This window comes from Mesorhizobium sp. WSM4841 (genome assembly GCF_055811515.1).
In genome coordinates, this window is sequence record NZ_JBVVQC010000012.1 from 86,343 (window position 1) to 108,786 (window position 22,444).

Genomic DNA, 22,444 nt, shown 5'->3' on the forward strand with positions numbered 1-22,444 from the left:
CCAGGATTTCATGGCCGCCGCGCGTCAGGATGTTCCTCGCCTGATCGCCGAAATGCGCAGACTCCGCGCGCTCCTCAATCGAGCAAATTAGAAGGCAGCAAGGCTGCCTCCTAACCCACCCACTTCTCGTAGTCCGACACGAGCAGGTGCAGCGGCGCGACGTCCTCGTCGATGTCCGCGAAGCGGCCGATCGGCTCGCGGAAGACATTGTCGGTGAGATCGTCATTGACCGTCGAAACCTCGCCGATCAGCACATCCTTGCCTTCGGCCCAGAAAGCATGCCAGACGCCCGGCAGCAATGTGACGCTCTCGCCTGGGTCGAGCTTCAGCAGCCCGCCCGCCGGCAGCCTGTGAATGGTGCCGTCGACAGGCACCGATACCTCGGCCTTCGGATCGATGCCGCCATCGCGATCGTGCATGAACAGTTCCAGCACCAGCTTGCCGCCACCACGGTTGATGATGTCCTCGGCCTTGATGTTGTGGCGATGCATTGGCGACAGCTGATCCTTGCGCGAGATCATGATCTTTTCGGCATAGAGCATGCCCATGCCCTTCTTCATGTCCTCGAAGCGACCGTTGCGAACGGTGAACAGGAAGAGGCCGAGCTCGTTGAACTTGCCCTGGCCATAGTCGGTGATGTCCCAGCCGAGCCGGGAGGAGAAGATGGCCGACGAATCCTGCCGACGCGCCTTCATCTGTTCCGGGGTCCAATAGGCGAAGGGCGGCATGATGTAGCCGAACGAACGGATGAAGGCATCGGCGTCGCGGATGATGTCGTTGATTGCGGAGCGTTTCATGGTCGTGGTTCCTTCCCGTCGGCCTAGGCGATCTCCAAACCGAATAGCCGAACGCCGGTGCGGTGTCGACGTAAACTGCATGAGCTGGCCTCATGACATCCGGTTCGATCAAGGTCATAACGGCAACCAGTTTCCTGATGGTGGCATTCCATGCTGAGCATAGGCGATCTCGATACGCCGGCGATCCTGATCGATGTCGACCGCGCCGAAGCCAACATCGCGCGGGCGCAGGCCCACGCCGACCGCCAAGGGCTGAAGCTCAGGCCGCACATCAAGACCCATAAACTGCCTTACTGGGCAAAGAAGCAGATCGCCGCGGGTGCGGTCGGCATCACCTGCCAGAAGATCGGTGAAGCCGAGGTGATGGCCGATGCCGGGCTCACCGACATTTTTCTGCCTTACAACATTCTGGGCAGGGCCAAGCTGGAGCCCCTCAAGGCGCTGCACGGCCGTGTGACGCTGTCGGTTACATCAGACAGCCTGGAAACGCTTAACGGGCTCGACGCCACCTTCACCGATCCAGGCCAGCCGCTACAAGTACTGGTGGAGTGCGATACCGGCATGGGCCGCTGCGGCGTTCAGTCGGCCAGCGAGGCGGTCGCATTGGCCAGAGAGATCGACAAGGCCAAGGGGCTCGCCTTCGGCGGGCTGATGACCTATCCGGCGGCAGGCCGCGCTGCCGAGGCCGAGGCATGGCTGGCCGATGCGCGCAACGCGCTCGCCGGATCCGGCCTCGCCTGCCAACGCATCTCCAGCGGCGGCACGCCGGATATGTGGCGCTCGGGCGAGGACAGCGTCGTCACCGAATACCGGCCTGGCACGTACATCTATCTCGACCGCTACCAGGTCGCCAAAGGCGTCGGCAGCCTCGACGATTGCGCGCTGACGGTGCTGTCGACGGTGGTCAGCCATCCGACGCCGACACGGGCCATCCTCGATGCCGGCAGCAAGGCCTTGTCCAGCGACACGCTGGGGCTGCCCGATTTCGGCGAATTGCTGGGCGTTCCGGGCGCCACCGTCACCGGCCTCAGCGAGGAACACGGCAACATCACGCTTTCCGGCGACGCCAGGCTACGTATCGGTGAGCGCGTGCGCGTCGTGCCTAACCATTGCTGCGTCGTCACCAACCTGTTCGACGAGGTCCACCTGATCGCCGGAGAACGGGTGCTGGAAACGCTGCCAGTGGCGGCGCGCGGCCGCATGGGGTGAGAATCGGTGCGCGGTGCGGACGGAAAGCCAATTGCTTGGCTTTTCGAGCTTCGAACGCCCTGAGCTTGCGAAGGGCCGGGCAAATCTGAATTGGTCAGGCCGATTGCCGTTCGGCCTGCCTCGCTGCGACACGGCGCATGGAAATGACCCGGCGACGTCGGATTTCCGTGCGCATCGCCATCAGGTGCAGCGTGAAGAACAGCACGGTAAAGCCCAGAGCCATCACCAGCAACGGCCGCAACAGGCTGGGATCGATGGTCGGCCCGCCGAGCCGGAACACCGAAGCCGGCTGATGCAGCGTGTTCCACCAGTCGACCGAGAATTTGATGATCGGGATGTTGATGAAGCCGACCAAGGTGATGATTGCGGCGGCCCAGGCGGCGCGCGCCGCGTCATCGAGTGTCCGCGTCAGCGCGATGATGCCGAGATACATCAGAAACAGCACGAACACCGACGTCAGCCGCGCGTCCCACACCCACCAGGTGCCCCACATCGGCTTGCCCCAGATCGAACCGGTAATCAGCGCGAGCGCTGTAAAGACGGCGCCGATGGGTGCCGCCGATTTCAGCGCGACGTCGGCCAGCGGATGGCGCCATACCAGCGTGCCTAACGCGAAAACCGCCATCAGCGTGAAACACATCATGGCCAGCCAGGCGAAGGGCACATGGATATACATGATGCGCACGGTGATGCCTTGCTGGAAATCCTCCGGCGCAGTGAAGCTCATATAGAGCCCGGCGGCCAGGATGAGTGTGGCGATGGTCGCAAGCCACGGCACCACCTTGTCGGCCAAACCGACAAACCGCGTCGGGTTGGCGAAATCCATCCAGCCGCTGAGGCGTGAAGTCAGGTCACTCATGCGGCTTTACATAAACCGGCGACGCGTTTGGGGCAATCGAGTGGCGGTGTCGCACCAAGCCTTTCCTTCTCCCCTTGTGGGCCCCCTTGTGGGAGAAGGTGGATTGGCGCGCAGCGCCAAGACGGTTGAGGGGTGCTGGACGGAGCGCCGTCCGTGCCAAGCTGGAGCACCCCTCATCCGGCCGCTTCGCGGCCACCTTCTCCCACAAGGGGAGAAGGGCGAGCCTGGCCGCTCAGGCGGCCTCGTCGGTGATGGTGCGGCTGAGGCGGCGGACTTCCTCGTCGTTGAGCAGGCCGCCGGCGCGCAGCAGGCTGGCGAAGCGGCCATTGCGCATCGACAATTCGGCGAACCCACCCATTTCGACCACCTTGCCCTTGTCCATGAACACGACCAGATCGGCATCGCGAACGGTGGTCAGGCGGTGGGCGATGATGAAGGTGGTGCGGCCGCGACGCAATTCGTCGATCGCTTCCTTGACGCGGTCTTCCGTCTCGACGTCAAGCGCGCTGGTCGCTTCATCGAGCACCAGGATGGGCGAATCCTTCAGAACGGCGCGCGCGATCGCGATACGCTGGCGCTCGCCGCCAGAAAGCTGTCCGCCGCGTTCGCCGACGACCGTATCGTAGCCGTTGCTCTTCGACAGGATGAAATCCTGCGCGGCAGCGGCGTTGGCGGCGGCGTGGACCTCATCATAGGTCGCCTCGGCGCGCCCGACCCGGATATTGTCCTCGATCGAGCGGTTGAGCAGGCCCGCATCCTGGAAAACGGTGGCGATCGAGTGGCGCAGCGACTTGCGGGTCACCGTGCGGGTATCGATGCCATCGATCAGGATACGGCCGCTCGACGGCGCAAAGACGCGCTGCAAAAGATTGATGAGCGTGGTCTTGCCTGCGCCCGTCGGACCGACGATGGCCACGGTCTGGCCGGCATGGACCTCGAATGACACGTCGTTCACGCCCTGCCCCGAATTGGCGAATTCGAAGTTGACGTTTTCAAAACGCACATGACCAGTGACGTTGACCAGGTCACGCAACCCGTCCGGCTCGGCGGCGTCGGCCGCGGAGTCCTCAAGGCGATAAAATTCCTCGAGCTTGGCCCTGGCTTCCGAAATCTGGTTGGCGAAGGCCGACATCTGGTCGAGCCGGGCAATCAGCAGCGTGGCAAAGCCGGTAAAGGCGATGACGTCACCGATACGCAATTGGCCATGCATGACCAGATAGGAGCCGATCAACAGCACGACCATCATCGAAATGGTCGACGACAGGCGGTGCAGAGCGTTGGCCAGTGCCCACCAGTCGAGCACGGGATACTGGGCATCAAGCAGGTTCTTGACATAACGCTTCAAGGCGTCGGTCTCGTGGCCGATGCGATTGTAGCTCTGCAGCACGGCGACATTGCTGACCGAGTCGCTCACATGTGCGAACACTTGGTGAAAGTGCCGTTCCACGGACGCCTGGCCTTCCCTGGTACGACGCATCACCAGCCGCCCGATCCCGACGTACAGCGCGCCCAGCGCCAGCAGGACCATCGACATGCGAATATCCATGCTGAGCGCCGTCGGCACCAGCAGAACCAGTGCGACAACGGTGGACAAATGCTGCCTCATGAACTCGAGCCAGAGACTGAACAAGGTCTCGACCGCGCGCAGAAGCGTATGCAGGGAATTGGAGGTGCCGCGCTGATGATGCCAAGCAAGCGGCATGGTGATCACGCGCTCGAATGACTGGCAAAGAACCTCGCTGCGCCGTGCATGGGCAAAGCGGTCAGCGCCGCGCGCCACCAGAACGAAGGCGACGACGTTGAAGACGCCGATACCGGCCCATACGGCGAGCGTCGAAAAGACCGAGCCGCCGTCCGAAATAGCATCGATCACCCGTCCGAACATGATCGGCTCAAGGATGGCGATAATGGCAAGCGCGACATTCGCTCCGCAGATAAACGCTACGCGTTTCCTGTCGGCGGCGAGATAACCAAGCGCTCTCCAGTAGATCTGCAGAAGGGACACTTCAGCTACTCCGGCAAATTGTTATTGTGCACTGCATCATTTTCTGACTCGTACCTGTTGACGTGTCGCGAAACAATGCTCGTGTACCCCTTCAGTTCCCAATTCGCGAACAAAAGATGGCGACGCTGCGAAATCTGTCGTGATCACCTAACGGTTTGAGAAAAAAGGTAAAATGTCAGCCTTGCGGCAGAATCGTGGCAGGCTGCAAGCACTGCCGCAATTTTAATCAGCAACTGGTTATGTACGGATCACAAAAGCCTGCATCGGCTTTTTGGAGAGCTCATGCGCAATAGAATTTCTAGAGCACGCTTAAACAACGCGCGCCCCCAAGACGTGCAAAGACGCTCCAAATCCTTGAAACTACGCCGGTATCCTGACGACCACCTCAGCATTGTCGCCGGCTTTCGGTTCGAAAGACGAAGCCTTCGTCTTTTTACCATCTACCTCAAGCGAGATGGCTTTGACCTTGGCGTCGCGGACAACGCGAACCCTGAGTTCGGCCCCCAGCACCTTGAGCGTTGCTGTATAACCATCCCAATGGCTGGGGAGTTTCGGCCTGAACTGGATGCGCTCGCCCCTGCGCTCAATGCCGAGGATGCCCTCGACCGCCGCGCGGTAAAGCCAGCCGGCCGAGCCGGTATACCAGGTCCAGCCGCCGCGGCCGCCCTTGCCTTGCCCGGCGTAGACGTCGGCCGCGACGACATAAGGCTCGACGCGGTAGTGCTCGGCAGCGGCTTCGTCGAGCGCGTGGTTGACCGGGTTGAGCATCGAGAGACAGCGGTAGGCGTCGTCGGTGCGCCCCATTTCGGCGAGCGCAATGACGAACCATGTCGCCGCGTGGGTGTACTGGCCACCGTTTTCACGGACACCCGGCGGGTAGCTCTTGATGTAGCCTGGGTTCTGTTCCGTCCTGGAGAAGGGCGGGGTGAAAAGCTTGACGATCTTGAGCTCGTCGTCGACGAGCATTTTCAATGCCTGCTGCATCGCCGTCGTCGACCGCGCCGGATCGCCCTCTCCCGACAGCACGCTCCACGACTGGGCAATCGAGTCGATCTTGCACTCCTGCGAACCGCGCGACCCCAGCGGCGTGCCATCGTCGAAACTGCCGCGACGATACCATTCACCATCCCAGGCGGTGCTTTCCAACGCCCGCTTCAGCACGTCGGCGTGTTTTGTCCAGGCTTGCGCACGCTTGGTATCGCCTTCCGCCTTGGCGACAGGTGCAAAGTCTCCCAGCGTCTTCAGCAGGAACCAGCCCAGCCAGACGCTCTCGCCCTTTCCGTGCTCGCCGACACGGTTCATGCCGTCGTTCCAGTCGCCACCGAGGATCAGCGGCAGTCCGGCGGAGCTGCTGCGCTTGATGGCAAGGTCAAGTGCACGTGCGCAATGATCATAGAGTGAAGCGGTCTTCTTCGATATCTCCGGGGTGAAGAAGGCGTCGTGCTCGCCTTCTTCCAGAGGCGGCCCGTCGATGAAGGGCAGTTGTTCCCTGAGGATCGCGGTATCGCCGGTCACCTGCAAGTAGTGTGCCGTGGCATGGGCGAGCCAGACCACGTCGTCGGAAATCATGGTGCGGACGCCTGCCTCGGTGCGCGGCAGCCACCAATGCTGCACGTCGCCTTCGGGGAATTGCCGCCGCGCCGCGTTGAGGATCTGGTCGCGCGCCAGTTTCGGATCATGGACAAGCAGGGCCAGCGTGTCCTGCAACTGATCGCGGAAGCCAAAGGCGCCGCTCGCCTGGTAAAACGCCGAGCGGGCGCGGATGCGGCAGGCAAGGCTCTGATAGGGCAGCCAGTGGTTGACCATGGCGTTGAGCGCCTTGTCCGGCGTCTCGACCTGGATGGTGTCGAGAAACCCTCGCCAGGTGCGTTCATTGTCAGCCAGCCGCTGATCGAAATCCTTGCTGCAATGATGCTGTACCAGCGCGCTGGCTTCCTCGGCAGAGGCTGCATCACCGAGCAGCCAGAGCAGCGTCACGTCGCCGCCGGCAGGGATGTCGACGTCGCGTGCAATTGCAGCACAAGGATCGTCGCCCGCCTCGACGCGGCCCGACAGGCTTGCGCCGCTGAGCACGGCATGCGGAAGTTCGCTGGTGCCGTGGCGACCGATGAACTCGCCGCGGTCGGCCGTCACCGAGTGTGCCGCGCCGTCGGCGGCCAGGAAGGCGACCCGCTCGCTGAAGTCGAGCCCGTAGGGATTTTGCGCCAGCAACGCGCCCGTCGCAGCATCCCTGGATGGAACGATGGTCGCCGCCGTGCGCGAACGATGGCTGCCAAGAACCCATTCCGCGTAGGCATAAACGCGCAGGCGCGCCGGCACCGAACCCGAGTTCTGGATGCGCAATCGGGAGATTTTAACCGGATCGACAGGATCCACCACATGGGTCAGGTCCATCGACAGCGGTCCGCGCTTCGAACGAAAGGTCGAAAAACCCTGTCCGTGCCATGTTTCGTAGGTCATGGCGGGATCGCGCACCACTGCGGCCAGCGGCGAGAACGCCCGGCCGTTGGCATGATCGTAAATATAGATGCCCTCGCCGGGCCGGTTGGTGACCGGGTCGTTCGCCCACGGCGTCAGTTGATAGTCACGGCTGTTCCGGCTCCAGGTGAAGGCAGCGCCTTCAGCCGAAACATGGAAACCGAACGAGGCGTTGGAGACGACGTTGATCCAGGGCTGCGGCGTCGTGCGCCGGCCAGCAAGGCGCACGACATAGTGGCGTCCGTCGCCCTCGAAGCCGCCAAAGCCGTTCCACTGGTTGAGCCCGCTGCCGTCGGCACTGCCTTCGACCGAGGCCTGAGCAGCCCTTGTCTGTGGCGCCGGCGGAGACGGTTCACGAAGCGCTGCACCTGCCGGCTGCAAAGCGTCCCGCGCTTGCAGCGCAGCGGCCTCGGCGCGCTCGATCTGATCGAAGATGGTGCCGTTTCGCGTGTGCAGGGCGACGCGGGCGACGGCGAGCAGCGTCTTGTAGGTCGTCTCGTCCATCAGATCGCGGCGCACCGCGAAGATGTGCTGGCGGGGTCCGAGTTCCTTGCCGCGCAGACGGCTGTTTTCGCACAGCGTCTCGACCGCCCGTTGCAGATCCTGCACGTAGGATGAAGCCTGCTCGTTGACGACGACAAAGTCGATCATCATGCCGCGGGCGCGCATATATTCCTGGAAGCGGAGCGCCTGGGCAACGATTTCGAGATCGGCGACATCGCCGATCCTGACCAGGAAAATCGGAAAGTCGCCGGATATGCTGGTCGGCCACAGGCCCGACTGCTTGCCGAGCCCGGAAGCGATCGATTCGGCCGGAAGGCGCAGGAACGGATCAGGATAGATCAGATAGCGCGCCAGGTTCTGCACATTGGCGGCATCGGCAAGGCTGAGGCCGAGATGACGGGTCTGCACCTGTGAGCGGGTCCAGGCGAGCATCGCCTGGCGGGCGAAGGCTTCCGGATGATCGAGCCGCGCAATGGCATCTTCGAGTTCGGCACGGTTGGCGCCGACGACAGTCCAGAAGGTCAGCGATATCTTTTTGTTGGCCGGCACGCGCACCTGTCGGCGAAGTGCTGCGACCGGATCAAGGGTGAAGCCGGAATGGCCGCCAAGCTTGGCGCCGGGATCGAAGGCGGCGGCCTCGACAATGGTGCGGCCGCGGCCGATGAAGGCACGCCGGTCGGTTTCGGCCTCGGCGTCGCGCGTCGACCCAGACGGGTCGGTGACGAAATGCACCATGGTGACATCAGGCTCGTCCGTTTCCCGCTTGCGTCTTGTGGCGAAGATCGCCCCGTTATTCGCAGCGATTTCGGTTTCCACGAACATTTTCGAGAAGGCCGGATGCGCATTGTCGGATGCGTCGGAGCCCAGCACCAGTTCGGCAAAGGAGGTCACTTCGATATGCCGATCGACGGGGCCGTCATTGTAGAGCGTCACCCGCCGGCCTTCGCCGTTTCCTTCCGAGATGACGATGCATTCGACCTCCGAACGCAGTGATCCCACCGACTTGATGAAACTCGCCTTGTCGTCGGAGAACAGCGTCTGCACTTCTTCGTCGGTGGCACGCTTCGGCTCGGCAGTGGCCGACCACCAGTCGCCGGTGCCGGCGTCGCGCAGGAAGATATAGGAGCCAAGCCGATCCTCGGTTGGATCCGGCTGCCAGCGCGTGACGGCAAGCTCGCCCCAGCGGCTGTAGCCGGAGCCGGTCGCGGTGACCATGACCGAGTAGCGGCCGTTGGACATGACGCTGGTCGAACGCAGCGCCTTGAGCGGATTGAGCACGATGCGCGTGTCGGGGCTCTCGACTTCCGTTTCGTCCTTCGACCGCTCGTCGGCCTCGGTCCTGACGGTGGCGGTCGGGATGTCGCGCGGCGCCCTTTCCTGCAGCAGCAACTCGGCCGACTCGATCACCGGATCGCTGTGGAAGCGGTCGCGCAGGCGTCCTTCGAAGATGGCGTCGGCAACGGCGGCGATCGACATGCCGGAATGGTGGGCCATGTAGTTCAGCACAACGACATGGTCGGTGCCCTCCGGCACGCGCTGCGGCGTGAAATCGACCGCATCGTAGAAGCCGTGCCGGCCAAGGGCGCCGAGCTGCCTCAGCCTAGCCAGGTTTTGCACCGATTCACGCGGGGTGAACTGCGCCGCCAGCACGGTCGCATAAGGCGCAATCACCGTGTTCTGGCCAAGACCTCGCTTCAGGCCCAGCCCGGGCACGCCGAAATTGGTGTACTGGTAGGTCAGTTCGCGGTCGCGGGCATTGTAGGCCGCTTCCGAAATCCCCCAGGGCACGTTCTTCGAGCGGCCGTATTGGATCTGACGCTTGATGATGAGCTTGCTGGTCTGGTTGAGGATGCTGCCTTGCGGCTCCTTCATCACCAACGGCGGCATCAGATACTCGAACATCGAGCCTGACCAGGACATCAGCGCGCCCTTAAACCCGATCTCGACGATCGGCCGGCCGAGGTGGAACCAGTGTTCCGTCGGCAGATCGCCCTTGGCGATGGCGAACAGGCTGGTGAGCCGCGCCTCGGAAGCCAGGAGGTCGTAGCAGCTTTCGTCGAGCTGATGCTCCTCGACCCGGTAGCCGATCGACAGAAGCTTGCGTTCCTTCCGCATTAGGAAGGAGAAATCCATCTCGAAGGCGAAGCGACGCGTGCGCTCGCGCAATGAAAGAAGCTTGGCCCGCAAGGCTTCGACGGCATTGTCGTCGCTATGCGCATCATGGACATGCGCTTCGCAGGTGGCTTCCAGTCTCGCCGCCCAGTCGGCGATGGTGTCGCTCTGTGTCGAGACGGCCTCGGTATGGATGGCGATGGCGAGCTTGCGAATCTCGCCGGCCAGAACAGCCAGGTTGATGGTGCGGATCGATGCCATCTCGGGCTGTGCCTTGATCGATTCGACCGCCCGCCGCATGCCGTCGAGGCGATCGGCGAGCCGCTGGCGCAACGGCCGCAACTGGCGACGGTCGTCAGGCAACTCCGCCAGGCTTTCGTCGACGATCGTCACCGTATCGAGGATACCCTCGAAATCGCCTTGAAGGTGGACCGCAGGCGCCTCCGCCCATTCGGCGCAGGCGGCCGCCACCGCCACCAGATGGCCGGCAAGATTGCCGCTATCGACGGCGGAAATGTAGAGCGGATAGAGCGGTTTCAGCGTCGTCGTGTCATACCAGTTGAAGAGATGGCCGCGCTCACGCGGCATGCTCTCGATGGTCGACATCGTCGCGTCGATGCGGGTGGTGGCGTCGGATAGGCTGATCCAGCCGAAGTCGCGCGCCGAAATCACCGACAGGAGATAGACGCCGATATTGGTCGGCGAGGTGCGGGGCGCCACGACAGGCGCCGGACTTTCCTGGAAATTGTCGGGCGGCAGATTGTGATGCTCGGCCGTCACGAAGGTCTCGAAATAATGCCATGTGCGCCGCGCAACCGTACGCAGCGCATGGATGTCAGCCGCCGATATGCGCAAACGGTCCTCGGTTTCGGCTGAGCGGCTGATCCAGAAGGCGAAGGCCGGCGAACCGATCCAGAACAGCGCGAAGAAGAAGGCAACGAAAGCTCCGGTGGAATCGGCCAGAACGGGGATGGCAAGACCGACGACGCCGACAATCACTGCGCCATACATTATGCCGTAATAGGAGCCGAGATCGTTGTCGCCGTTCTTGTGCGCCTGCGAGGCAGTGCGCCATTCGAGCAGGTTCTGCCGAGTGACGAACAATCGGTAAAGCGTGCGAATGATGGCATCGCCCATCATCCAGGCCAGATGCGCCATCAGCACGATCTTCAGCGCTACCAGGGCGGTGCCGAAGACAACGTCGCGCGCCAGCGCCGAGAAATGGCCGCGCGGCGTCTGGTCGCCGCTTTTCGGCAGGATGGCGTGGACGATGTCGAATGTCGGCGCCATGAACAGTGTGAGGATCAACAGCGCCTGCCATTGCGCGGCCTGCGTGAAAGGCAGCAACGTCCAGCCGGCGATCGCCGCCATCACCCAGAAGATCGGCGTCAGCGAGCGGCGCAGATTGTCGACCATCTTCCAGCGCGACAGCGCCGGCACGCCGGAGCGTGGATCGAGAATGAAGCCCAGAAGCTGCCAGTCGCCGCGTGCCCAGCGATGGTGGCGTGACGCGTCGACCGAATAGCGGGTCGGATAGTCCTCGACCAGTTCGACGTCCGTGACCAGCGCCGCGCGTGCCAAGGCGCCTTCGAGCAGATCGTGGCTGAGGATGGTGTTTTCTTCGATGCGGCCCTTCAGCGCCGCTTCGAAGGCGTCGACGTGATAGAGGCCCTTGCCGGTGAAGGAGCCGTCGCCGAAGACGTCCTGGTAGATATCCGAGACGGCAAATACGTAGGGATCGAGGCCGCGATTGGCGGAAAAGACCCGCTGGAAGAAGGATGCGTCGTCGCCGCTGGTCAGCGAGGCGGTGATGCGCGGCTGCAGGATGGTGTAGCCGGCGGTGACAACGCGCTTTGCCGCATCGTAATGCGGGCGGTTGAGCGGATGGCAAAGCTTGCCAACCAAACTGGCGACGGCATCGCGGGTGGTGCGCGTGTCGGCGTCCAGCGTCATCACATGGATGACGTTTTCAGGCAACGGCACATCCAGCGGCAGGAAGGTGGTGTCGCTGTCACCACGCAGCAGAAGGTTCAGTTCGTGCAACTTGCCGCGCTTGCGTTCCCAGCCCATCCAGGCGCCTTGGGATTCATTGTAGAGCCGCCGGCGATGCAGGACGTAGAAACGCGGCGCGCCTTCGCTGGGATAGCGGGCGTTCAGCCGTGCGATCTCGTCGCGAGCATATTGGAGGATCTCAATATCCGCCGCATCGATTTCGGTTTTGCTGTCCGGCCAGTCCGAAAGCAGAGCGAAATGGATTTCGTCCGCGGTGTTGGCCAGGTGATGCACTTCGATGTTGCGGATGTTCTCCTCGACATCGTCGCGCGAGCCGATCAGCGACGGCACCACCACCAGCGTGCGCGCCTCGGGCGGCATGCCGCGTCTGTAGTCGTAGCCGACGAGGCGGGTGGGCTTCAGGAACAACGATACGACGGTGTTGAAGAAGGCAAGCGCGCCTTCGCTGGCCGGCACGGCAAACAGCGCCAGCATCAAGACGATCGACGGTATGGCCAGGCCGAGATTGGCAAGGGCGTTGCCCGAGAGGACCAGAAGCAGGACCGTCAGCGCGAACACCGGCACGACAATGCCCAGCCATCCGGTCTTGCCGAACGCCCGTTTGATCGTGACGCTGACGGTCGGCCGATAGCCGATCGCTTTTTCCAGTTCCAGCCGGCGCGACCCGACCAGAAAGAACCCGACGTCGGTGTGAGCGGTCGGACCGGTGCCGGTGGTATCGGCGACAGCGGCATGGCCGGCGAGTTCGATCGCCTTTTCGGCAACGCGGAATTCAGAACGATCGGAGCGGCGCGCCATTTCCTCGATCGCGGTCCGGTACTGGTCGCGCGAGAAGAAATCGAGCGCGGCGAAATCGGTGCGCTCACGCAGCAAGGTGTCGATGCGGCTGACACCTTCGAACCAAACCGTCCAGTCGATATCGTTGATAAGCCTGAGGCCGCGGATGATGTTACCGGTGGTTACATTGCCGCCGGACAGCGTGCGATGTTCGCTGATGATGATTTCCTCGGCATCGGAGCCGGACTTTTCAAGCTCGCCCTCCAGCCATTCCAGCGCCCTGCCGGCATTTTGCGACCCGTCGCGCAGGCGGTAGAGCAATTGGGTGGCGAAGGTGGTGTCCTGTGCATGGGCGACGTAGTTCGACAGGATCGCCTGACGGTCGGCGCTGTCGTCGATCGCCAGCACGCGGTCGGCAACCTCGTTGGCAATCTGGCGCATCTGCCGGGTACGATTGACCCGGACCGCGATCCGGCGAAGATTTTCGATCAGAACGAAGCGCAGCAGCGATGGCAGCGCCCAGAGTTCGCCGATCTTCAGCGGCTCCACGGACTGAAAGCCTTCGACGATCGCCTTGAACATGGTCGCCGAGACGGAACTGTCCGAATGGGCAACATAGGTCCAGGCCAACGCAAGCGCGCGCGGCACGCTGGCGCCGTCGGAAAGCTTCAGCGTCGGTAACTGCCGATAGAAACGGCGCGGCAGGTCGCGCTTGACCTGGAAGATGGTTTCCTCAACCAGATAGTTGTTGTCGAGCAGCCATTGCGCCGCCGGCGTGATTGTCTCGCCCCTCGCCTGCGCGGCATTGGTCGAGCGGTAGACTTCGAGGATCTTGCTGGCGCTGTCGCGGACGCGTGGCTGGAAATCGAACGGATCCAGGCCGAACAGATCCTTGACGTCGCCCTTCGCGAGCCTTGTACCCAGCGTGCGCAGGCGCTCTTCCGGCAGGAAATTGGAGCGTATCGGCTCTTCGGTGATGGCCGGGAAGCCCGCGCTCGTCTTTTCCATTTGGGTGGGGGCCGTCTGAATATTCATTGAAAATTCCGCATGAGGGACGCATAGCGGCGTCACCGCCACGGCAATGTCCCTAAAACCGATTCAAATGCAATTGGTTGCATCGAAACACAGGTCGAAAGTTTGTTTTCGCACCACAACTTTCAGACGATCACCCCTTCGCTCCCGCCGAGACTTGATCGAAGGAAGGATTCGGGCTTTTTCGTGATGTGGACTTGAGCATACGGCATATTTCGCCGGTGTTGCGATCATGTTTCGAAACAGGCGTTAATCGTTTGCAGCAACCCGTTCGATCCTGATCACGAACAGCATCGCCGTTCGGGCAGGCTCCAGGCGCCATTTTAGGGCGTCCGGCCCGAGCAACAGCGTGTCGCGCGGCCCGATGCGGACAGGCGTCGCGCCGACCACCGTGATCTCGCCGTCAAAACACAGGATGAGGGTCGCGTCGGCCACCGACTGGATATCTGTCGGGGCCGAAATCACCACGCGCTCGACGGCGTGGGTCATCCGTCCGCGCCGCGTCATGACGTTGAGATCGGTGATCGGACCGGCGATCAGCGCCGCTTGCGTCGGCACATCGGCCGGAAAGGAAAGTGGGGCGGAAGCTTTGGTCACCATAGCCGCCGGGCGACCGGCGATATCAAGGATGATCCCCTCGCCTTCCAGCACGGCCAAGGTTCGGTCCACACCGGCAAACCCGGAGAATGGCCCGCCACTTTCGACGCGAGCCATGGAGATGCGCCAGTCGAAATCGTCGAGCGCAGCACCTGCGGGCGAGACGGCGATTTCCGTCGTCACCCCGCCGCCGTTCTTCCACGGCATAGACCGGTATTCGGCTGCCCGGAGAATGCGCAAGGCGCGGCTCAGCCGAGAATGCCTGGCAGGTTGAGTTGGTGCTCCCTGGCGCAGTCGATGGCGATGTCATAGCCGGCATCGGCGTGGCGCATGACGCCGGTTGCGGGGTCGTTCCACAGCACCCGCTCCAGGCGTTTGGCCGCTTCGCGTGTGCCGTCGGCGACGATGACCATGCCGGCATGCTGCGAAAAACCCATGCCGACGCCGCCGCCATGATGAAGCGATACCCAGGTTGCGCCGGAGGCGGTGTTGAGCAGCGCATTGAGCAACGGCCAGTCGGACACGGCGTCGGAGCCGTCCTTCATCGATTCGGTCTCGCGGTTCGGCGAGGCAACCGAGCCGGAATCAAGATGATCGCGACCGATGACCACCGGCGCCTTGAGCTCGCCCTTCGCCACCATCTCGTTGAAGGCGAGGCCGAGCCGGTGGCGGTCGCCGAGACCGACCCAGCAGATGCGCGCCGGCAGACCCTGGAACGCGATGCGCTCACGCGCCATGTCGAGCCAGTTGTGCAGGTGGCTGTTGCCGGGCGTCAATTCGCGGACCTTGGCGTCGGTCTTGTAGATGTCCTCGGGATCGCCTGAGAGGGCTGCCCAGCGAAACGGGCCGATGCCGCGGCAAAACAGCGGTCGGATGTAGGCCGGCACGAAACCAGGGAAGGCAAAGGCGTTCTCGAACCCTTCCTCTTTCGCCACCTGACGGATGTTGTTGCCATAGTCGAGCGTCGGCACGCCGGCGTTCCAGAACGCCACCATCGCCTCGACATGTTCGCGCATCGACGCGCGCGCCGCCTTTTCGACCGCCTTCGGGTCGCTGGTGCGCTTCTCGCGCCACTCGGCGAGCGACCAGCCCTTGGGCAGATAGCCGTTGAGCGGATCATGCGCCGACGTCTGGTCGGTGACCAAGTCGGGGCGCACGCCGCGCCGCACCAGTTCCGGCACGATGTCGGCGGTGTTGCCGACCAGGCCGACCGATTTCGCCTCGCCCGCCCTGGTCCAGCGCTCGATCTTTTCCAGCGCCTCGTCGAGCGTGTCGGCGCGTTCGTCGACATATCGGGTGCGCAGCCTGAAATCGATGCGGTCGGGATCGCATTCGACCGCCAGGCAGCAGGCGCCGGCCATCACCGCGGCCAGCGGCTGGGCGCCGCCCATGCCGCCGAGGCCGCCGGTCAGGATCCATTTGCCTCTGAGATTGCCGCCATAATGCTGGCGGCCGGCCTCGACGAAAGTCTCGTAGGTGCCCTGCACGATGCCTTGCGTGCCGATGTAGATCCACGAGCCGGCCGTCATCTGGCCGTACATCATGAGGCCCTTCTTATCGAGATCGTTGAACTTCTCCCATGTCGCCCAGTACGGCACGAGATTGGAATTGGCGATCAGCACGCGCGGCGCATCGGTGTGAGTCCGAAACACGCCGACAGGCTTGCCGGACTGCACCAGAAGCGTCTCATCATCTCTAAGCGTCTTCAGAGAGGCGACGATGCGATCAAAGTCGTTCCAGGTGCGCGCCGCCCGGCCGATGCCGCCATAGACAACCAGTTCGTTGGGGTTTTCGGCGACGTCGGGATCGAGATTGTTCATCAGCATGCGCAACGGCGCTTCCGTCAGCCATGTGCGGGCGTTGAGCTCGCTGCCGCGCGGGCTGCGGACTTCGCGGATGTTATGTCGAGGATCGGTCATGGCGTCACTGTCCCTTTCGAATGAGCTGTGCGACGGAGCGTCAGCGCTCGGCCCAGGCAATCGCGCTTTCCAGGATCCGCTTCAGCGTGGCGCGGATCGGCGCGGCGAATGCGGGGTCGTAAGGCACCGGCCAATTGTCGGGCGTCCCTTTGCCCTCAGGCTCGCGCATATAGCCGCGGTTGGAGAGTTCCATCTGCAGCGCATGGACGCCGTTTTGCGGCTGGCCGAAATTGCGCGTAATCCAGCCACCCTTGAAGCGGCCATTCACCACGTATGTCTCGCCGGTTCCGGCGAGGATTTCGTCGACCATCGCCTGCAAGGCAGGATCGGCGCTCTTGCCGTCATTGGTGCCGAGATTGAACACCGGCAACGTGCCCTCGAACAGCCGCGGCAGCACCGAGCGGATCGAATGGCAGTCATAGACGACGATCTTCTGATGCAGGGCGCGTAGCCCGTCGACCTCGGCCTGCAGGGCGGCATGGTAAGGCACAAAGTATTTTTTGCGCCGCTCGTCGACCTCCGGCGGTCCAGGCTCCTCTCCGGCGCGATAAAGCGGATCGCCATCGAACGTTTCGGTCGGGCAGAGCCCGGTCGTCGCCTGGCCGGGATAGAGCGAGGCGCCGGACGGGTCACGATTGACGTCGATGACGGTGCGCGAGATCGCCGTATGCACCACCGTCGCGCCGAGGTCTTCGGCAAAGTCATAGAGCTTGTCGATCCACCAGTCGGCGTCGCGGCGGCCGAGCCAGGGCGACACCAGCCGGTCCTCAAGACCGGCGAGATCGATGCCGGTATGCGGGATCGAGACCAGCAGGGGTGCCGTGCCTTGGGTGACGGTGAGCCAGGAGGGTAAAGTCATGAGAAATCCCCCCGCGCTGGCGCTCTACGGCGCGAAGGATCGCGACCTATCGACGTGTGCGCTCTCACGACGCAATTCCCGGCAGCGCCACCGCCCCCGCCGCCTTCACCGCAGCGCCATTGCGCACCATAGCGATGGCCTTTTCCATGTCGGGGTGGAAATGCCGGTCATTGTCGAGATGCGGCACCTCGGCCCTGACCAGCCTGCGCACCGCTTCGAGCGGCGCACTCGACGCCAGCGGCGCATGAAAATCGCAGCCTTGCGCGGCGGCCAGCAATTCGATGCCGACGACCGCCGTCGCATTCTCAACCATGCCGATCAACCGGCGCGCGCCATGTGCTGCCATCGAGACGTGGTCTTCCTGGTTGGCCGAGGTCGGGATCGAATCAACGCTGGCCGGATAGGCCTTCTGCTTGTTTTCCGAGACGAGTGCCGCTGCCGTCACTTGCGGGATCATGAAGCCGGAATTCAGCCCGGGCTTCGGCGTCAGGAAGGCCGGCATGCCCGACAACGCCGGGTCGACCAGCATGGCGATGCGCCGTTCCGACAGCGAGCCGATCTCGCAGACGGCGAGTGCGATCATGTCGGCGGCGAAGGCCACCGGCTCGGCGTGGAAATTGCCGCCGGAAAGCGCGGTGTCGTCCTCGGCGAAGATCAGCGGATTGTCGGTGACGCCGTTGGCCTCGGTGCCCAGCGTGTCGGCGGCCTGGCGCAGCACGCTCAGCGCAGCGCCCATCACCTGCGGCTGGCAGCGCAGGCAGTACGGATCCTGCACGCGCTCGTCGCCGACCCGGTGCGATTCACGGATGGCGCTGCCGGCCATCAGGTTGCGCAGCGCCTCGGCCGCCTCGATCTGGCCAGGATGCTTCCTGAGGAGATGGATGCGCGGATCGAAGGGGGCGTCGGAGCCTTTGGCGGCATCGGTCGAAAGCGCACCGGCGACGAGCGCCGACTGGTAGAGCACTTCGGCGTCGAACAGGGCGGCCAACGCGTAGGCGGTCGAGAACTGCGTGCCGTTGAGCAGCGCCAACCCTTCCTTGGCGCCAAGCGTGACCGGCTCCAGCCCGTGCGAGACAAAGGCGACCTTGGTCGGGAACCGGCCATGCGGGGTAAAACATTCGCCGACGCCGATCATTACCGCGGTCATATGCGACAGCGGAGCAAGGTCGCCGGAGGCGCCGACCGAGCCTTGCGCCGGCACCACCGGAATGACGTCATTGGCCAGCATTGCTTCCAGCAATTCGATCGTCTGCGGCCGCACGCCGGAAGCGCCCTGCGCCAGGCTGGCCAGCTTCAGCGCCATCATCAGCCGGGTGATCGCAACCGGCATAGGCTCGCCGACGCCGGCAGCATGCGACAGCACGATGTTGCGTTGAAGGGTCTCGAGGTCGGCGGCGGGGATGCGGACGCTGGCCAATTTGCCAAAGCCGGTGTTGATGCCATAGACCGGCTCACCCCGGTCGACGATCCGCGCAACCGCCTCGGCGCTGGCCTTGATTTTTGGCCGGCAGGCAGCGTCCAGCTTCGGCACGGCACCACGATAGATTTCGCGCCAGTCGGCCAGCGTTGTGTTGCCCGGCTTGAGTTTGAGTTCGCTCATCGTCCTCTCCAGATGCGGGCATGCAGCGGGTTAAAGCCCATGCGGTAGACGAGCTCGGCCGGGCGCTCGATGTCCCAGATCGCCATGTCGGCTGATTTTCCAGCCTCCAGCGTGCCGGTTTTTCCGAGCAGTCCGAGCGCGCGTGCGGCCTCGCGGGTGACACCGGCAAGGCATTCGTCGACGGTCAGACCGAACAGAGTCGCCGCCATGTTCATGGTCAGCAGTAGCGAGGTCAGCGGCGAAGTGCCGGGATTGCAGTCGGTGGCGACCGCCATTCTGACGCCGTGCTGGCGAAACAGGCCGATCGGCGGCTTCTTGGTCTCGCGGATGAAATAATAGGCGCCGGGCAGGATCGTCGCCACGGTTCCTGCCTTCGCCATCGCCGCCGCACCCGCTTCGTCAGTGTATTCGAGATGGTCTGCCGATAGCGCGCCATATCGTGCGGCGAGTTCCGCGCCATGCAGATTGGACAGCTGGTCGGCATGGAGCTTGACCGGCAGGCCTGCTGCTTTCGCCGCGTCGAACAGGCGAGAAATCTGCTCGGGCGAAAAGGCGATGCCTTCGCAAAAGCCGTCGACGGCATCGGGCAGGCCCTCGGCAGCGACGGCCGGCAAAATCTCTTTTGCGACCCGGTCGATAAAAGCGTCCTTGTCGCCTTTCGCCTCGGGCGGCAGCGCGTGAGCCCCGAGGAAGCTCGTCCTTACTGTGACTGGACGATGTTCGCCCAGGAGCCGCGCGGCACGCAGCGATTTCTGCTCGTTTTCGAGATCGAGCCCGTAACCCGACTTGATCTCGATGGCGGTGAGACCCTCGGCGATCAGCGCATCGAGGCGCGGCAGCGACTGCGTAACCAGTTCGTGCTCGCTGGCAGCGCGCAGCGCCTTGACCGACGAGACGATGCCGCCGCCGGCCTTGGTGACCTCTTCATAGGTGGCGCCGGCCAGCCGCATCTCGAATTCGTTGGCACGGTTGCCGGCATGGACCAGATGGGTGTGGCAGTCGATCAAGCCGGGCGTGATCCAGCGGCCCTTGCAATCGACAATCTCGGCGTCTTGCAAAAGTGCTGCCGCCATGTCGGCTTCCGGGCCGGCATAGACGATCACGCCATCGCGTGCGGCGATCGCACCGTGTTCGACGATGCCAAGTCCGGCGACGCTTTCAGCCATGGTTGCCAGGCGCGCATTGCGCCAGAGGCGAACCTCCCCTGCCCGGCTTTTGCTCTCTCCAGCCATTATCTTTTCCGTTTCAATCGGCGGCGATTATGTATATACATATTGAAACACACTGCAAGTGATATCATTGCACGGGACACAGGGAATCGGAGAGAAAAACGTGACGGCGATCTTTGCGGAACAGGTGCTTCTGCCCGACGGCTGGCATTCCAATGCCCGGATCGTCGTCAGTGAAGGCCGCATCGCTACTGTCGAGCCGAACACTGCATCCCAGCCCGGCGACGAACGCCATGCCATCCTCCTGCCAGGCATGCCGAACCTGCACAGCCACGCCTTCCAGCGCGGCATGGCCGGCCTTGCCGAGCTGCGCGGCCCTTCCGCCGACAGTTTCTGGAGCTGGCGCGAGGTGATGTACCGATTTGCGCTGTCGATGACGCCGGACCAGGTCGAGGCGGTTGCCGCGCAGCTCTATGTCGAGATGCTGGAGGCTGGATTCTCACGCGTCGGCGAGTTTCACTATCTGCATCACGACCGCGACGGCCAGCCCTACGCCAACATCGCCGAAATGGCCGAACGCATCACTGCCGCAGCTGCCGACACCGGCATTGGGCTGACGCTGCTGCCGGTCTTCTATGCGCATTCCACTTTCGGCGGCGCCGCGCCGAACGAAGGCCAGCGGCGATTCATCAACGATGTGAATCGGTTCTCGCGGCTTGTTGAGAAATGCCGCGAATCCGTTCGCACCTTGAATCAAGGCGTCGTTGGCGTCGCCCCACACAGTCTGCGCGCGGTGACACCGGAGGAGTTGGAAAACATCGCGACAATGGTACCGGGCGGACCGGTCCACATCCATATCGCCGAGCAAGTGAAGGAGGTCGAGGACTGCCTTGCCTGGTCCGGGGCGCGGCCGGTCGAATGGCTGCTCGCCAATGCCAAGGTCGATGACCGCTGGTGCCTGATCCACGCCACCCACATGACCGAGACCGAGACGGCGGCCATGGCGAAAAGCGGAGCAGTCGCCGGCCTCTGCCCGATCACCGAGGCCAATCTCGGCGACGGCACCTTTGCCGCACCTTTGTTCAAGCAACATGGCGGCCGCCTCGGCGTCGGCTCCGATTCCAACGTGCTGATCGGCCTGCCGGACGAATTGCGGCAACTCGAATATTCGCAGCGCCTCGCCCACCGCGCCCGCAACGTGCTGGCGGTGGCGGGCGGTTCGACCGGCCGCGCGCTATTCGATGCAGCGCTCGACGGCGGCGGTGCGGCGCTTGGCGCCGGGCCCTCGCAGATCGCCGCTGGTGCCTCAGCCGATTTCGTGTCGCTCGATGGCAAGCATCCCTCGCTGGCAAGCAAGACGGGCGATGCGGTGCTCGATGCCTGGATCTTCGCCAACGGCGCCAATATCGATTGCGTCTGGGTGCATGGCAAGAAACTGGTCAGCGGCGGCAGGCACGCAAGGCGCGATGCCATTGCCGAGCGTTTTCGCAAAGTGATGACGGCGCTTTCGGGATGAGCATGACTGAGGCATTGGATGTGGACCTCGGCGAATCTCTCTCGCTGCATCAGCGCATCCTGTCCGACATCAGCGAGCGGATCCTGTCCGGCGCCTGGGCGCCTGGCCACCGCATCCCGTTCGAGCACGAACTGACGGCCGAGTACAAATGTTCGCGCATGACGGTGAACAAGGCGCTGTCGCAGCTTGCCAAAGCCGGGCTGATCGAGCGCCGCCGCCGCTCTGGCAGCTTTGTCCGGCGGCCGCAGTCGCAAGCCGCGGTGCTGGAAATCCACGACATCAGGATCGAGGTCGAGGCGCTCGGTCTGCTCTATCGCTACGAGCGTGTGGCGCGCCACAAAAGGCGCAGCAACGCCGAGGATCGCGCCTTGCTGGAACTCGACTCCAACGGACCGGTGCTGGCGCTGGAATGCCGGCATTTCGCCGGCAAGCGGCCGTTCGCCCACGAACAGCGGCTGATCAACCTGGCCGCCGTGGCCGAGGCCGCCAACGAGGAGTTTCATGCCATAGCGCCCGGCCCGTGGCTGATCGCCCGGGTGCCGTGGAGTGCCGCCGAGCACCGCATCCGCGCTGTTGCCGCCGACGGACACATTGCCGCCGCACTCGATATCGAGGCCGGCGCACCGTGCCTGGTGGTCGAGCGGCGGACATGGAGCGCCGAGCACCCCGTCACCCATGTCCGTTTCACCTATGCGGCCGAGAACCACACGCTGGTCGCGCGGTTCACGCCCTCGCAGGGGTAAACCTCCCCCTCGAGGACCCTCGAGGGGAGGAGGGTCGGCGAGCAGTCGGAGCGAAGCAGAGACTGCGAGACGGGGTGGGGTCGGCGAGGTTGCACCCGACCCCACCCCCCCTCGCCAAAATCCCCCCCGCGGCCTTTTGGGCGCGCCCCCCCCCCCCACCGGGGGGGGGGCCCACCGTGGGGGGGGCGCTATGGGGCCGGGGGGGGGCCGCGGGGGGGGGGGGGGGCCCGGGCGTTGAGGGGGGGGGCCCGCGGC

12 protein-coding genes are annotated in these 22,444 nt (G+C 63.8%); 3 read left to right on the forward strand and 9 right to left on the reverse strand.

Annotation, left to right across the window (positions count from 1 at the left end; genetic code table 11):
- Positions 1–110: 110 nt before the first annotated feature.
- Positions 111–797 carry a D-lyxose/D-mannose family sugar isomerase gene (locus AC0L14_RS16565; protein WP_473487761.1) on the reverse strand — a complete coding sequence of 229 codons (687 nt, stop codon included), beginning with the start codon at positions 795–797 and terminating at the stop codon, positions 111–113.
- A 150-nt stretch (positions 798–947) separates the two neighbouring features.
- On the opposite strand from AC0L14_RS16565, the gene AC0L14_RS16570 reads away from it, so the two are divergent.
- Complete coding sequence (locus tag AC0L14_RS16570) at positions 948–2,006, forward strand: D-TA family PLP-dependent enzyme (protein WP_473750130.1); 1,059 nt, start codon at positions 948–950, stop codon at positions 2,004–2,006.
- 94 nt (positions 2,007–2,100) lie between these two features.
- Here AC0L14_RS16570 and AC0L14_RS16575 read toward each other — a convergent pair whose 3' ends face one another.
- The 8 genes from AC0L14_RS16575 to hutI form a co-directional block, all read right to left on the reverse strand.
- Positions 2,101–2,865, reverse strand: coding sequence for a heme ABC transporter permease (locus AC0L14_RS16575; protein WP_473750131.1), 765 nt, complete (start codon positions 2,863–2,865; stop codon positions 2,101–2,103).
- A 232-nt stretch (positions 2,866–3,097) separates the two neighbouring features.
- On the reverse strand, positions 3,098–4,870 hold the full coding sequence (locus tag AC0L14_RS16580; protein WP_123147604.1) for a glucan ABC transporter ATP-binding protein/ permease: 1,773 nt from the start codon (positions 4,868–4,870) through the stop codon (positions 3,098–3,100).
- Positions 4,871–5,230: 360 nt separating this feature from the next.
- Positions 5,231–13,789 (reverse strand): glycoside hydrolase family 94 protein, encoded by an 8,559-nt coding sequence (locus AC0L14_RS16585; RefSeq protein ID WP_473750132.1) that lies wholly within the window; start codon positions 13,787–13,789, stop codon positions 5,231–5,233.
- Between the two features lie 246 nt (positions 13,790–14,035).
- Positions 14,036–14,623, reverse strand: coding sequence for a HutD/Ves family protein (locus AC0L14_RS16590; protein ID WP_473750133.1), 588 nt, complete (start codon positions 14,621–14,623; stop codon positions 14,036–14,038).
- Between the two features lie 8 nt (positions 14,624–14,631).
- Positions 14,632–16,302, reverse strand: a complete 1,671-nt coding sequence (gene hutU / locus AC0L14_RS16595) for a urocanate hydratase (protein ID WP_473750134.1) — start codon at positions 16,300–16,302, stop codon at positions 14,632–14,634.
- Positions 16,303–16,342: 40 nt separating this feature from the next.
- Positions 16,343–17,161 (reverse strand): N-formylglutamate deformylase, encoded by an 819-nt coding sequence (gene hutG / locus AC0L14_RS16600; protein ID WP_473750135.1) that lies wholly within the window; start codon positions 17,159–17,161, stop codon positions 16,343–16,345.
- A gap of 64 nt (positions 17,162–17,225) precedes the next feature.
- The gene (gene hutH / locus AC0L14_RS16605; protein ID WP_473750136.1) at positions 17,226–18,761 is read right to left on the reverse strand and encodes a histidine ammonia-lyase; all 1,536 of its coding nucleotides are present in this window, start codon (positions 18,759–18,761) and stop codon (positions 17,226–17,228) included.
- Entirely contained in the window at positions 18,758–19,993 is a 1,236-nt protein-coding gene (gene hutI / locus AC0L14_RS16610) for an imidazolonepropionase (protein WP_473750137.1), read from the reverse strand. Before hutI ends, hutH begins: the two co-directional genes overlap by 4 nt.
- A gap of 100 nt (positions 19,994–20,093) precedes the next feature.
- Here hutI and AC0L14_RS16615 point away from each other — a divergent pair, with 100 nt between their 5' ends.
- Together AC0L14_RS16615 and hutC are read left to right on the forward strand one after the other, a co-directional pair.
- Positions 20,094–21,446: a formimidoylglutamate deiminase gene (locus AC0L14_RS16615; protein ID WP_473750138.1), complete on the forward strand. Its 1,353-nt coding sequence runs from the start codon at positions 20,094–20,096 to the stop codon at positions 21,444–21,446.
- Positions 21,443–22,189, forward strand: a complete 747-nt coding sequence (gene hutC, locus AC0L14_RS16620) for a histidine utilization repressor (protein WP_473487770.1) — start codon at positions 21,443–21,445, stop codon at positions 22,187–22,189. The genes AC0L14_RS16615 and hutC overlap by 4 nt, the downstream gene beginning before the upstream one ends.
- Positions 22,190–22,444 lie beyond the last annotated feature (255 nt).

Coding starts and splice junctions, on each gene's coding strand:
- AC0L14_RS16585 (WP_473750132.1), bottom strand. CDS start 13,789: ATGAATATTCAGACGGCCCCCACCCAAATGGAAAAGACGAGCGCGGGC.
- hutI (WP_473750137.1), bottom strand. CDS start 19,993: ATGGCTGGAGAGAGCAAAAGCCGGGCAGGGGAGGTTCGCCTCTGGCGC.
- AC0L14_RS16565 (WP_473487761.1), bottom strand. CDS start 797: ATGAAACGCTCCGCAATCAACGACATCATCCGCGACGCCGATGCCTTC.
- hutC (WP_473487770.1), top strand. CDS start 21,443: ATGAGCATGACTGAGGCATTGGATGTGGACCTCGGCGAATCTCTCTCG.
- hutU (WP_473750134.1), bottom strand. CDS start 16,302: ATGACCGATCCTCGACATAACATCCGCGAAGTCCGCAGCCCGCGCGGC.
- hutH (WP_473750136.1), bottom strand. CDS start 18,761: ATGAGCGAACTCAAACTCAAGCCGGGCAACACAACGCTGGCCGACTGG.
- AC0L14_RS16575 (WP_473750131.1), bottom strand. CDS start 2,865: ATGAGTGACCTGACTTCACGCCTCAGCGGCTGGATGGATTTCGCCAAC.
- hutG (WP_473750135.1), bottom strand. CDS start 17,161: ATGACTTTACCCTCCTGGCTCACCGTCACCCAAGGCACGGCACCCCTG.
- AC0L14_RS16570 (WP_473750130.1), top strand. CDS start 948: ATGCTGAGCATAGGCGATCTCGATACGCCGGCGATCCTGATCGATGTC.